The organism is Pseudomonas sp. BIGb0164 (assembly GCF_024810135.1).
Taxonomy (GTDB): Bacteria; Pseudomonadota; Gammaproteobacteria; order Pseudomonadales; family Pseudomonadaceae; genus Aquipseudomonas.
In genome coordinates, this window is record NZ_JANUEA010000006.1 from 398597 (window position 1) to 411186 (window position 12590).

Genomic DNA, 12590 nt, shown 5'->3' on the forward strand with positions numbered 1-12590 from the left:
CGCAGGCAAGCCAGCTCCCACAGGGGAATGCATTTCAAAGTTGGAATGCACTCCCCTGTGGGAGCTGGCTTGCCTGCGATGCTTTTAGCTGTTCAAAAATCGCTGGAGGAAATCGATGTGCTGCTGGTGCGCCGTCTCTTGCACCATCGGCGCCAACCGTACCTTCTCCCCCGGCAGACACTGCGCCAGCCGTGCCAGCGACAATGGCGTCAACGCCCCCAGGCGTGGGTAACCGCCAATGGTCTGCCGGTCATTGAGCAACACGATCGGCTGCCCATCCGGGGGCACCTGGATCGCCCCCAGCGGGATCCCTTCGGAAATCAACGACGGCCCCTGATACTGCAACGGCGTGCCCAACAGGCGCATGCCCATGCGGTCGGCGCGGCTGTCCAAGGCCCACTCGGTGTTGAAGGCATCGAACAGGCTCTGGCCGCTGAACTGGCCGATCTGTGCGCCGACAATCACGTCCAGCGGCGCCTTGGCCGGCAAGGCGTGGTCGCCCAACACCTTCATCGCGCCGCCCACCCCGGAATACGCCAGGTACCCGCCTTCGGCCAGCGCCTTGCCAAAACCATCCACCCCGCCCAGCTCTTCGCGCACAACCGTGGCGCTGCTGCCCAGCACCTGCGGCGCGTCAAACCCGCCCGGCGCCGCCAAGTAGGCCCGCGCGCCGCTGAACGGCTGGGTAAAGCGCAAACGCTGACCCTTTTGCAGGATAAAACTGCGTCCGGGGCTGATGGCACGCTCGTCGATGTAGGCCCCCAAATCCGCCCCAGCCAGGGCCAGCAAGCAATACCCCTCGGCCTGCACGGTGAACCCACCCAGGGTGATTTCCACCACCGGTGCATCCAACGCATTGCCCAGCAGCCAGTTGGCCCAGGACATCGACACCCAATCCAGCGCGCCGCCCTGGGTGACGCCCAAATGGCGTACCCCAAAGCGGCCGGCGTCCTGCAACAGGCACAGCGGCGTGCTGGCCTCGATCATCAAGCGGCTCATGCCTGCGCCTCCAACGGCGTGGCATCGCCACCCAGGTTGATGAATTCGGCGCGACCCACCGCCTCGAACCGCACCGTGTCGCCGGGCTGCATCAGGCTGTAGCCGTCACGCTCACGGTCGAACAGCTTGGCTGGTGTGCGGCCGATCAGGTTCCAGCCGCCCGGCGACACCACCGGGTAGGCGGCGGTCTGCCGTTCGGCGATGCCGACGCTGCCCGCCGCCACGCGTTTGCGCGGGGTATTGAGCCGTGGGGTGGCGAGGATTTCATCCACCAGCCCCATGAAGGCAAAGCCCGGCGCAAAGCCAAGGGCGAACACCTGGTATTCATGGGCACTGTGACGACGGATCACCTCGTCGATACTCAGGCCGCTGCGCTGGCTGAGCAGGGTCAACTCGGGACCGACACTCAGGTCATACCACACGGGCAACACGTGGCACTGGCCGCCACCTTGGGCCTGCGGTTGCAGGTCCGCGAGCGCCTGGTCAATCAGCCCCCGTGCCTGGACCGGGCTCAACGCGCTGAGGTCGTAATGCACCATCAGGGTGGTGTAGGACGGCACCAGGTCCACCAGCGCCGCGCCAAAGCCTTCGCGCAGGCGCCCCGTGGCGGCGAGCATCCACGGCATGTTGGCTTCGGCTATCACCTCAAACAGACGCACCATCAGGCAGTCGATGGCCACCACTTCAATCCGTGCCTTCATGCTGGCTTCAATGCCTCGCGGATACGCTTCACGGCGGCAATCGAGCTGGCGTTGTCGCCGTGCACACACAGCGTGTTGGCCTGCAGGGCCAGGTCGCTGCCATCGCTGGCAACCAGGGCTTCGCCTCGGGACAGGGTCAGGGCCTGCTGCACGATGGTGTCGGCGTCGTGGTGCACGGCGCCGGGCAACTGGCGCGAGACCAAATGCCCCTTGGCGTCATAGGCGCGGTCGGCAAACGCTTCGAACCACAGGGTCACGCCGTACTCGTCGCCCAGGGCCTGTGCCGCGCTGTTGTCGCGGGTGGCCAGCAGCATCAGCGGCAGGTCGCCATAGGCCGCCACGGCCTGGATCACCGCGCGCAATTGCGCCGGGTTGGCCATCATGTCGTTGTACATTGCGCCGTGGGGTTTCACGTAGCTCACGCGCCCACCTTGGGCAAGGCAGATACCGTCGAGCGCGCCGATCTGGTAGTGCAGCAGGTCCTGGATTTCCTGGGGGGTGTAGGCCATGGAGCGACGACCGAAGCCTTGCAGGTCCTGGTACGCCGGATGCGCCCCTACTTGCACACCGTGCTTGAGCGCCAGGCTGACGGTCTTGCGCATGATGCTCGGGTCGCCCGCATGGAAGCCGCAAGCCACGTTGGCGCAATCGATGAACGGCATGACCTCGGCGTCCAGACCCATGGTCCAGTTGCCAAAGCTTTCGCCGATGTCGCAATTCAAAAGCAGACGGCTCACGGTAGTTGCTCCTGTAGGCTTTATTTTTTGTAGTGTGGGATTTTTTACGCAGAACTCGCAACTTGTCCTGACACCCCCACGACGCTTATCGTGGAATGGCTCGATTTTTGGCGTTTGCCCGGTGCGGCGTCCAACTAATAAAAACCGATCCATGCATAAGAAAAGTTGATCCCATGAATTTGAAGTTCCTCGAAACCTTCGTCTGGGTGGCCAAGCTCAAGAGTTTTCGCCTGACCGCCGAGAAGCTGTTCACCACCCAGGCGTCGATTTCCAGCCGCATCGCCGTGCTCGAAAGCGAACTGGGGGTGAAGCTGTTTCTGCGCGACTCGCGGGGCGTGAGCCTGACCCCGGAAGGCGTGAAGGTGCTCGATTACGCCGAGCAGATGATGGTGACCATGCAGGGCCTCAAGCAGTCCCTGGAGACCACCAGCAGCAAGGTCGGGCGGATTCGGATCGGCGTCATGGACACGGTGATCCATACCTGGCTCAGCCCGTTGGTGGCGGAACTGATGGACCATTTCCCCCTGGTGGAAATCGAACTCGTCGCCGATACCGCACTCAACCTCAGCGATCAGCTGCAAAAAGGCTTCCTTGACCTGATCCTGCAGACCGACCTGCTGCGCCTCGAAACCGTGCGCAGCCTGGAGCTGGCCAGCCACCCCATGGCCTGGATCGTCGCCAGCCAATCGATCTACCACCGAGACTACGCGTCCCTCGCCGAACTGGCCCAGGAACGCATCATCACCTACTCGAAAAACTCCCACCCGCATCAGGACGTGCTTAGCCTGATGCAGGCCAACGGCGTGGCCGCGCCCCGGATGAGCTGTGTGAATTCGGTGTCGGCGATTACCCGGTTGTTGCGTGATGGCTTCGGGATCGGCGCGCTCCCGCCGGTGCTGGTCATGGAGGAACTGGCGCGAGGGGAATTGGTGATGCTGCCGATGGAGCAACGTTTGCCGAACTTGCAGGTGGTGGTGTCGTGGCGCGTGGGGGTGGAGTTGGTGGAGGAGATTGTCGGGCTGTGCCAGAGGGTCGTCGCCCGCTATGCCGAAGAAGTCGGCCCAGCGCGGATGCTACTGGCAAAACCCGATTAACCCTGTAGGAGCCCGGCTTGCCGGCGATAGCGGATATCAGCAGTCAATGTGAGAGCTGACCCACCGCCATCGCAGGCAAGCCAGCTCCCACATTTGATCCGAGGTGTACTTACAATCCCTTCAGGTCACGCTCTTCGATCGGCCGGCTCTGGCGCAGGCGCTTGCCGCCCAACACCACCCAGTCGATCAGGCGGAACAGGCACTCGATGCCGAACGACAACAGCATCGCCCCACCCAGGCCCCAGCCCATGGCCTCTGGCGTCAACAGGATCTGATAGCTGTAGCCGTTCCAGGTTTCCAGGCGGATAGCCGGGTCGGCCGCCACGGCCACCTGCAACGCGCGGATGTACCACGGGCCTTGCATGGCCTGGAATTGCTTGTCGAGCACCAGTTGGCGGTCGAGTAACGAACCCAGGCTGTTGGCATCGCTGCGAAACACCGGGTCATCGCTGGCCCGGTAATGCGCCACCAGGGCCTGCAAGTCACCGTTGAAGAACTGCTGCGCCGTGGCATCAAACCCGCGCAAGTTGGTCTGGGCCTCGATCAGGTGGGCTTCGACACGCTTGGCGTAGTCATTGATAAACCCCGGCACTTGCACGCCGACCAACAAACCAATGGCAAACAGCACCAACCGCAGATAGCTGAGCAACATGGGCGATATCCTTACTCGGTGATGCCCTGGCTGACGCATTCACCGCGCCGCCACAGGCTCCATTGGCCCGGTTCGTAGCGGGTCCAGTTTTCGTTGTCGGTCAAAGGTTCGGTGGCAATCACCGTCACCACGTCATTGGGGGTGGTTTCGGCCTGAAAATCGACGATCACGTCGACATCTTTCAAGCGCGCGGGACCAAACGGTGCACGCCGGGTAATCTGCGCCAGCTTGGTCGAGCAGTAGCAGAACAACCAGTCGCCGTCGCTGAGCAGGCAGTTGAACACACCTTTGCTGCGGTATTCGGAACAGGCGGCGATCAGGTCCGGCAGCACCTGCTCGATGTCCACCGGCTCTGGAAACGCCTCGCGGACACGGTTGAGCAAGTCGCAAAACGCCGCTTCGCTGTCGGTATCGCCCACCGGGCGGTAGAAGGTGGCGCGGGGGTTGAAGTCCGCCAACTGGCCGTTGTGCGCAAAGCACCAGTTGCGGCCCCACAGTTCGCGCACGAACGGGTGGGTGTTGGACAGGCACACCTTGCCCACGTTGGCCTGGCGGATATGGCCAATCACCACTTCGCTCTTGATAGGGTAACGCTGCACCAGCAGTGCCACTTCCGACTCGCTGCTGGCGGCCGGGTCCTGGAACAAACGCAGGCCACGGCCTTCATAGAACGCGATGCCCCACCCATCCCGGTGGGGGCCGGTGCGCCCACCGCGCTGCATCAGCCCGGTGAAGCTGAACACGATATCGGTGGGGACGTTGGCACTCATGCCCAATAATTCACACATGCCAGGGCTCTCGCTGCAACGTTAAAGGCGCGGTTCAACCCGCATGCCGCTCACCGGGGCCGGGCGACGGAAAGGTTCGTCATCTTCCTGCGGCTCGGCGGCCAGGGCAGCGTCAGCCGCGGCCTTGCGCTCACGACGGGCCTTGGCGGCGCGTTCGATGGGCCAGCGGATCAACACAATCACCAGGTACACGCCAAACGCGATCATCGTGTACATGAACAAGTCGGAGATGGCCCGCCAGGCGTTGTTGCCGACCTTGAGCACCAGGTCCAGGGCGGTAATCGCCACGGCCGGGGCAAACTGGGTCTTGACCGGGTCGACGATGGTCGGGCTGAACAACAGCACCGCCATCAGCAATTGCAGCGGCTCGCGCAACCAGCGCCAGATCCAGCGGGTCATGCGCCACCACACCAACAGGCAGCCCAAAGCGGCGAAGGCGTAAAGGCCCCAAGCGGTCAGATAGTCGTTCTCGGTCATGGTGTCCATGGCAAGGTAGGCAAACAGGCCGCTATGATAACGGCTTTTCGGTGTCGCGGCTGCAATGCCGGCCACCTTCCGCCAGATAGAGAATAATCCATGCCTACATCGCTCGCCCCGATTGCCCGCAAGGCCGAAGGCCCAGACCCGTATGCCTGGCTCCAAGAGCGTGACAGCAGCGACGTCCTCGATTACCTCAAGGCCGAAAATGCCTGGCAGGAGGCTCAGCTCGCCGACCAGCAAGACCTGCGCGAAACCCTGTTCGAAGAGATCAAGGGCCGCATCCTGGAGACCGACCTGTCCCTGCCCTCCCCCTGGGGCCCGTACCTCTACTACACGCGCACCACGGCCGGCGACGAATACGCCCGCCACTACCGCTGCCGCCGCCCCGCCGACGACAGCAACACGGTGGACGACAGCAGCGAAGAACTTCTGCTGGACCCGAACGTGCTGGCCAATGGCGGCTTTTTTTCACTGGGCGCGTTCAGCATCAGCCCCGACCATCAGCGCCTGGCCTACAGCCTGGACACCAGCGGTGAAGAAATCTTCACCCTGTACGTGAAGGAGTTGGCCACCGGCAAGGTCAGCGAACTGGAGTTTGAAAACTGCGACGGCAGCATGACCTGGGCCAATGACAGCCTGACCCTGTTCTTCGGCGAACTGGACGACACCCACCGCCCGCACAAGCTGTATCGCTATCGCCTGGATGGCACGGCGGCGCAGGAAGTGTTCCATGAGCCGGACGGACGTTTCTTCCTGCATTGCTACCGCTCCAGCTCCGAGCGCCAATTGCTGCTCGCGCTGGGCAGCAAGACCACCAGCGAAATCTGGGCCCTGGACGCCGAGCAGCCGCACCTGGACTTCACCTGCCTGGCGCCACGGGTCGAGGACCATGAATACGATGTCGACCATGGCCAGTTGAATGGCGCGTGGACCTGGTTCATCCGCAGCAACCGTGATGGCATCAACTACGCCTTGTTCGTGGCGACCGACATTGGCGACGTGCCGACCGAAAGCGAATGGCAGAACCTGATTCCCCACAGCGACGAGGTGATGCTCGACGGCGTCAGCCTGAATGCCAGCGCCATGACTCTGAGCCTGCGCATCGGCGGCCTGCCGGTGATCGAAGTGCACCCCGAGGGCAAATCGGCGTATCGCGTGGAATTGCCCGACGCCGCCTACAGCCTCTACGTACAGAACAGCCTGGAATTTGCCAGCAACAAGATCCGCCTGCGCTACGAGGCCCTGAACCGCCCGGCCCAAGTGCGCCAGCTCGAACTGGCCAGCGGCGCGCAGCAGGTGCTCAAGGAGACGCCGGTGCTCGGCGTGTTCAACGCCGACGACTACGTCAGCCAGCGCCTGTGGGCCACGTCGGTCGATGGCACCCAGGTGCCGATCAGCCTGGTGGTCAAGCGCGACCACCTCGGCAAGCCAACGCCGCTGTACCTGTATGGCTATGGTGCCTACGGTTCAAGCCTCGACCCGTGGTTCTCCCACGCGCGCCTGAGCCTGCTGGACCGGGGCGTGGCGTTTGCCACCGCGCATGTGCGCGGCGGCGGCGAGCTGGGTGAAGCCTGGTACCGCAACGGTAAGCAGGCACACAAGCAGAACACCTTCAGCGACTTCATTGCCTGCGCCGAACACCTGATTGCCCAAGGCCTGACCACCTCCCAACAACTGGCCATCAGCGGTGGCAGTGCCGGTGGCCTGCTGATCGGTGCGGTGCTCAACCAGCGCCCGGAACTGTTCCAGGCGGCGATTGCCGAGGTGCCGTTCGTCGACGTGCTCAACACCATGCTCGACCCGGAGCTGCCGTTGACCATCACCGAGTACGACGAGTGGGGCAACCCCGAAGAACCCGAGGTGTATGCGCGTATCAAGGCCTATGCGCCGTATGAAAACGTCAGCGCCCAAGCCTACCCGCACCTGCTGGTGATTGCCGGCTACAACGACAGCCGCGTGCAGTACTGGGAAGCGGCCAAGTGGGTGGCCAAGCTGCGCGACACCAAGACCGACGACAACCTGCTGCTGCTCAAGACCGAACTGGGCGCCGGCCATGGCGGGATGAGCGGTCGTTACCAGGGATTACGTGACGTAGCGCTCGAATATGGATTTGTGTTCAAGGCATTGGGGCTGATTTAAGGAACTTAGTGCGGCGGTCCTGTCTGAACACACAGACCGCCTACCTGTTTGATGGACCCAGATTGCAGCCATGCCACAACCGACCTTACTGAATAACGAAATCCGCGACATGCTGATGGACTGCGGGCTGTTTGACCCGCTGCTGCCGGAAGATTTTCATGTGGCTGCGGGCTACTTCAATATCAGCAGCATTGCCCGCGATGAAGTGATCTTCCTCGAAGGCGATGCCGGCACGTTCATGTGCATCATCCATAGCGGCCAGGTGGCCGTGCAGAAAACCCATCACGACGGCCAACGCGTGACCATCGCCACCCTGCGCAGCGGTCGGGCCTTCGGCGAAATGGCGGTGCTCGACGGCGAGCGCCGTTCAGCCAGTTGCGTGGCCGCCAGTGAGTGCGTGCTGTTGAACCTGGGCAAGGACTCCCTGGAAAAAATGCTCAACGAAGCGCCCAGGGTCGCCGCCAAGATCATCCGTGCCATCGCCATTGCCCTGTCCAAGCGCCTGCGCATGGCCGACGGGCAACTGTTGTCGCAACAGTTTTAACCGCCCGGGGTCTTTGGCTTGCTGTCGTTCTGCAGCAGGCCCGGCACGGTTTGATCTTTAGGCGGCGTGGGCAACACGATGGGCACCAGTGCCGGTGAACCGTTGGCCGTGGCCTTTGGCGCGACCGGCGGGGTGACTTGTGGGTACAAGGTTGGGGTCGGCGTGCCCGGGGCGCCTGGGGTTGGCGCGGGTGCGACCGGCACGCTTTGCACCTCTTGAGCCTGCGCCGCACCCAATGTGAGCGCGCCAAGCACAATGACCGTTAGAATGCTGCACTTCATCGATGGCTCCATGGCCTGACCGGAATGTCGTAAGGCTACTCCCAACCGCGCAAGAATGCCCTTCCCAATGAGATTTCCATGAAACGTTTCGTTCTGCTGGACACCACCCCGATCCCCGACAACGGCGGTGCCTTGTGCCTGTTCGAATACGGTGAGGATTTTGTCATCAAGATCCAGGGCGGTGACGGCGGCCAGTTGATGAACACGCGCATGCACGGTTCCGAAGACGCGCTGGCGGAAATCCCCTGCCGCAAGGTTGCCGGGCGCCCGGGTTCAAGGGTGTTGATCGGCGGGCTGGGCATGGGCTTTACCCTGGCGTCGGCACTCAAGCATTTGGGCAAGACAGCCGAGGTGGTTGTCGCTGAATTGGTGCCGGGCGTGGTGGAGTGGAACCGTGGCCCCCTGGGAGAAAAATCCGGTCGGCCACTGCTGGACCCACGCACCGTGATCCGCATGGAAGACGTGGCCAAGGTGCTGCAAACCGAGCCCCAGGGGTTTGACGCGATCATGCTGGACGTGGACAACGGCCCCGAAGGCCTCACGCAAAAGGCCAACAGTTGGCTCTACTCCGCCGGTGGCCTGGCGGCCTGTGCCAAGGCCTTGCGCCCCAAGGGCGTGTTGGCCGTGTGGTCGGCCAGCGCCGACAAACTGTTCAGCGACAAACTGCGCAAGGCGGGTTTCAAGGCCGAAGAAGTGCAGGTGTTCGCCCATGGCAACAAGGGCACCCGGCATACCATCTGGATCGCCGAGAAGCTCAAAGGCTGAACACGATTCACCAAACACCACAGGTCCCGTGTGGGAGCGGGCTTGCTCGCGAATGCGGAGCATCAGCCACCAGATGTGCCGGCTGACACACCGTATTCGCGAGCAAGCCCGCTCCCACATTTCGTCCTGCCTCAGTTTCGGGATTTGCGGTAATCGATCACGTACGGCACTTTTTTGTCGAAGGTCTTTTCCAGTTCATCCCGGTCCAACTGGGTCATCCCGCCCAGTTGATGGGCGGTGAACCCGCTGTCCCCCACCTGCGAACCCGGCGCCAGGCTGACCATGCGCTTGGCGACTGCCTCGATGGCGTCCTTGTAGCCGCCCTTCTTGCCCAGGTTGTACGCGCTCAGGTCGATCTGGGTGCGCAGCCAGTTACCCCAGTAGAACTCCAGGAATTCCGGCGCAATCGCGCCATCGTCCGGCTTGCCGTAGGCCGCCTTGCGGGTGAAATACACCAGGCTGCGGAAGGTGTCGTCCTGCAGGTTCTTGAAGCCCAGGTGCACCGGCAGTTGCTCGGGTGGCAACGTCTGGCCCCGGTTGTCCTTGAGCCACACCTTGCGCGCGGCCTCCATGCGGCGCCAGAAGGTGGCCATGTCCGGGCTGTTGCTGAAGTCGTCCGTCACTTTCACCCACATTTTCAATTGCGGGCCACCACCGGGCACTTCCCACAGGGTGGTGAAGCTGTGGTGACCATCGGTCAGATACAGCTGGCCGGCCGGGCCGACCACCACGGTTTTCATGTCGTCGGGGTGGGTGCCCACCGGGTCCTTGCAGGTGAAACTGTCGGGTGTGTGCAGGTCGGCTTTTTTCGGCACCTTGTCAGCCGTGCCCTGGCCATTGGTTTCACAGTATTCGTCGAAGACCTTGGCCGGTTTGTCAGCGAACAGGCCCAGGCTGTAGTAGATCTGGTCAAACCCCACCACGGCCTGGGTGGGGTGCAGCTGGTCGAGGGCCACCTCGATCACCTGGCCGGGCTTGGGCGTGGAAAACGCCTGGGCCTGGGCGGTAACAGCACACAGCAGTAACGCAACAATCCATGAAGGCAGACGCATGAGTTTCAGATCCTTATCTGTAAAGTGAAGCAGTCAAGTGCAGCGCAAGCGGCTAGAATCAACCCTATCCGTGAACCCCCAAATAGCCAGGAGCCATGATGAGCTCGACCAACCCGCCCTCCCACACCGCCAAGCTGGACCGCATCCTTGCCGATGCCCAGCGCGACCGGGAAATGGGCTACCGCGACAAAGCCTTGAAGATGTACCCCCACGTGTGCGGCCGCTGCGCCCGTGAGTTCTCAGGCAAGCGCCTGAGCGAACTGACGGTACACCACCGCAACCACAACCATGATGACAATCCCCAGGATGGCTCCAACTGGGAGTTGCTGTGCCTGTATTGCCACGACAACGAGCACTCGCGCTACACCGACCAGCAGTACTTCGGCGACGGCTCCACCAGCAGCCCGACGATTGCCAAGGCCACGCATAACCCGTTTGCGGCGTTGGCGGGGTTGATGAAGAAGGACGACTGAACGCTCTTCATCGCCTGTTCTGACCTCATCGCAGGCAAGTCGAATCGTCGCACCGCAGCTCCCACAATTGGAATGCGTTCCCTTGTGGGAGCTGGCTTGCCTGCGATAGCGATCGCCCTAGTCCTCCTCAAAGATCGCGACTGCCCGCACAAATCCGGCCGACGCGTGTTTGATCTTGTAGGGAAAACACGACACCTCGAAACCGAAGGCCGGTAGCGCTTCCAGGTTGGCGAGTTTTTCCATCTGCCCGTAGCCAATATCGCGCCCGGCCTTGTGCCCTTCCCAGATCAACGAACTGTCGCCGGTGGCGGCAAACCGCGCGCGGGTGTGACTGAACGGTGCGTCCCAACTCCACGCGTCGGTGCCCACCACGCGCACGCCGCGCTCCAGTAGATAAAGGGTGCCTTCCCGACCTATGCCCACGCCCGCATCGAGATAACCCGGCTGCCCGAACAACGCGCCGGCACGGGTGTTCACCAGCACGATGTCCAGCGGCTGCAGCACGTAGTCGATGCGCTTGAGTTCGGCCTCTATCTCGGCAGCGGTCACTACGTGCCCGTCCGCGAAATGCCGAAAATCGAGTTTCACTCCCGGTCGCAGGCACCAGTCCAGCGGCAACTCATCAATGCCATAGGCGGGCTTGCCGCCGTCGGTGGTGGACGCGTAATGCCAAGGCGCATCCATGTGCGTGCCACTGTGGGTGGTGATGTTCAGGCGTTCTGCGGCCCAGGCCTCCTGGCCCGGCATGTCTTCGATGCGCAGGCCCGGGAACATTGCCAGCAACTCTGCTTCCCCGGCTTGATGATCGATGTATTCGATTTTTGGCAGTAACGGCGGTGGGTCGGTGTAGGGGTTGTTTTCGAGGACGACGGATAAGTCCACCAGGCGACGTTGGCGCGCACTCATGAAGAAGCCTCCACCACACGTTGGTCGATGGCGCCGAACACCGACTGGTCGTCGCCGTCCAGCGCCTCGATGCGAATGCGGTCGCCAAAGTTCATGAACCCGGTCAGCGGCTTGCCATGCTCAATCATCTCGATGGCGCGACGCTCGCTGATGCACGCCGAACCTGCCGCACAGTCAAGGTTGGACACGGTACCTGAGCCGATAATGGTCCCGGCACGCAAACGCCGGGTGCGCGCGGCGTGGGCGATCAGGTCGGCAAAGCTGAAACTCATTTCGGCGCCATTCGGTGAGCCGAACCAATTCTGGTTCCACGTGACGGTCAACGGCAAGCACACGCGCCCGTTGCGCCAGGCACTGCCGAGTGCGTGCGGGGTAACGGCCACAGGCGAAAAACTCGACGAGGGCTTAGCCTGCAAAAAACCGAAGCCGGTGCTCACCTCATGCAGCAGAAACCCGCGCAGGCTCACATCGTTGACGAGCAACACCAGCCGCACGTATTGCAACGCCTGCTCGACAGGGCAGCCCATCGGCACTTCGTCGAGGATCACCGCAAACTCTCCCTCAAAGTCGATGTTGTGATTCACCTCCGGCAACGGCACGTCATCCCTCGGGCCGAGGAAGTCATCGCTGGCGCCCTGGTACATCAAGGGGATGCGTTCGTCTTTCATCGGCGCCAGGTCAAAGGCCTTTTGCAGCAGGTGCGCATGATTGAGAAACGCCGAACCATCACACCACTGATAGGCTCGCGGCAGCGGCGCAGCGGCAGCGACCGGGTCAAAGGCAAACGCCTCGGGCACCTGGCCCTGGTTGAGTGCTTGATATTGCTGGCTCAAGACCGGCTCGGCGTGTGCCCAGTTTTCCAGGGCTTGCTGCAAAGTGGTGAACGGCTGCGCGATCACGGCTTGGCGCAAGTCCCGGGAGACCACCACTAACTGGCCGTCACGCTGGCCATTTTTTAACGTAGCGAGTTTCATCGGTG

Annotated in this window: 15 protein-coding genes; 5 read left to right on the forward strand and 10 right to left on the reverse strand. The window is 62.5% G+C overall.

Features of this window, described 5'->3' with window-relative positions; genetic code table 11:
- Positions 1-84: 84 nt before the first annotated feature.
- The 3 genes from M2394_RS18545 to M2394_RS18555 are packed head-to-tail and all read right to left on the reverse strand — an operon-like array spanning position 85 to position 2437.
- Positions 85-999 (reverse strand): biotin-dependent carboxyltransferase family protein, encoded by a 915-nt coding sequence (locus M2394_RS18545; protein WP_259173458.1) that lies wholly within the window; start codon positions 997-999, stop codon positions 85-87.
- Positions 996-1700 (reverse strand): allophanate hydrolase subunit 1, encoded by a 705-nt coding sequence (locus M2394_RS18550; RefSeq protein WP_259173459.1) that lies wholly within the window; start codon positions 1698-1700, stop codon positions 996-998. Before M2394_RS18550 ends, M2394_RS18545 begins: the two co-directional genes overlap by 4 nt.
- Positions 1697-2437, reverse strand: a complete 741-nt coding sequence (locus tag M2394_RS18555; RefSeq protein WP_259173460.1) for a 5-oxoprolinase subunit PxpA — start codon at positions 2435-2437, stop codon at positions 1697-1699. Before M2394_RS18555 ends, M2394_RS18550 begins: the two co-directional genes overlap by 4 nt.
- 173 nt (positions 2438-2610) lie before the next feature.
- On the opposite strand from M2394_RS18555, the gene M2394_RS18560 reads away from it, so the two are divergent.
- Positions 2611-3531 (forward strand): LysR family transcriptional regulator, encoded by a 921-nt coding sequence (locus M2394_RS18560; protein ID WP_259173461.1) that lies wholly within the window; start codon positions 2611-2613, stop codon positions 3529-3531.
- A gap of 109 nt (positions 3532-3640) precedes the next feature.
- On the opposite strand, the gene M2394_RS18565 is transcribed toward M2394_RS18560, so the two are convergent.
- Genes M2394_RS18565 through M2394_RS18575 form a run of 3 tightly spaced genes read right to left on the reverse strand, consistent with a single transcriptional unit; the run spans position 3641 to position 5523 of the window.
- Positions 3641-4183, reverse strand: coding sequence for a DUF2937 family protein (locus M2394_RS18565; RefSeq protein WP_178921544.1), 543 nt, complete (start codon positions 4181-4183; stop codon positions 3641-3643).
- An 11-nt stretch (positions 4184-4194) separates the two neighbouring features.
- Positions 4195-4971: a class II glutamine amidotransferase gene (locus M2394_RS18570; RefSeq protein WP_176995316.1), complete on the reverse strand. Its 777-nt coding sequence runs from the start codon at positions 4969-4971 to the stop codon at positions 4195-4197.
- A gap of 21 nt (positions 4972-4992) precedes the next feature.
- Positions 4993-5523 (reverse strand): MFS transporter, encoded by a 531-nt coding sequence (locus M2394_RS18575; protein WP_259173462.1) that lies wholly within the window; start codon positions 5521-5523, stop codon positions 4993-4995.
- Between the two features lie 24 nt (positions 5524-5547).
- On the opposite strand from M2394_RS18575, the gene M2394_RS18580 reads away from it, so the two are divergent.
- A complete protein-coding gene (locus tag M2394_RS18580) occupies positions 5548-7590 on the forward strand; it encodes a S9 family peptidase (protein ID WP_259173463.1) in 2043 nt (680 codons plus the stop codon).
- Positions 7591-7660: 70 nt separating this feature from the next.
- A complete protein-coding gene (locus tag M2394_RS18585; RefSeq protein WP_178921549.1) occupies positions 7661-8134 on the forward strand; it encodes a cyclic nucleotide-binding domain-containing protein in 474 nt (157 codons plus the stop codon).
- Here M2394_RS18585 and M2394_RS18590 read toward each other — a convergent pair.
- Positions 8131-8415, reverse strand: a complete 285-nt coding sequence (locus M2394_RS18590) for a hypothetical protein (RefSeq protein ID WP_176995312.1) — start codon at positions 8413-8415, stop codon at positions 8131-8133. The genes M2394_RS18585 and M2394_RS18590 overlap by 4 nt on opposite strands.
- 78 nt (positions 8416-8493) lie before the next feature.
- Here M2394_RS18590 and M2394_RS18595 point away from each other — a divergent pair, with 78 nt between their 5' ends.
- On the forward strand, positions 8494-9180 hold the full coding sequence (locus M2394_RS18595) for a spermidine synthase (protein WP_178921551.1): 687 nt from the start codon (positions 8494-8496) through the stop codon (positions 9178-9180).
- A 131-nt stretch (positions 9181-9311) separates the two neighbouring features.
- Here M2394_RS18595 and M2394_RS18600 read toward each other — a convergent pair whose 3' ends face one another.
- Complete coding sequence (locus M2394_RS18600) at positions 9312-10232, reverse strand: ParB/Srx family N-terminal domain-containing protein (RefSeq protein ID WP_259173465.1); 921 nt, start codon at positions 10230-10232, stop codon at positions 9312-9314.
- Positions 10233-10330: 98 nt separating this feature from the next.
- On the opposite strand from M2394_RS18600, the gene M2394_RS18605 reads away from it, so the two are divergent.
- Complete coding sequence (locus tag M2394_RS18605) at positions 10331-10705, forward strand: YajD family HNH nuclease (protein ID WP_010212122.1); 375 nt, start codon at positions 10331-10333, stop codon at positions 10703-10705.
- Positions 10706-10822: 117 nt separating this feature from the next.
- On the opposite strand, the gene M2394_RS18610 is transcribed toward M2394_RS18605, so the two are convergent.
- Both M2394_RS18610 and M2394_RS18615 read right to left on the reverse strand, forming a co-directional pair.
- Complete coding sequence (locus M2394_RS18610) at positions 10823-11611, reverse strand: cyclase family protein (RefSeq protein WP_178921554.1); 789 nt, start codon at positions 11609-11611, stop codon at positions 10823-10825.
- Positions 11608-12585 (reverse strand): fumarylacetoacetate hydrolase family protein, encoded by a 978-nt coding sequence (locus M2394_RS18615; RefSeq protein WP_259173468.1) that lies wholly within the window; start codon positions 12583-12585, stop codon positions 11608-11610. Before M2394_RS18615 ends, M2394_RS18610 begins: the two co-directional genes overlap by 4 nt.
- Positions 12586-12590 lie beyond the last annotated feature (5 nt).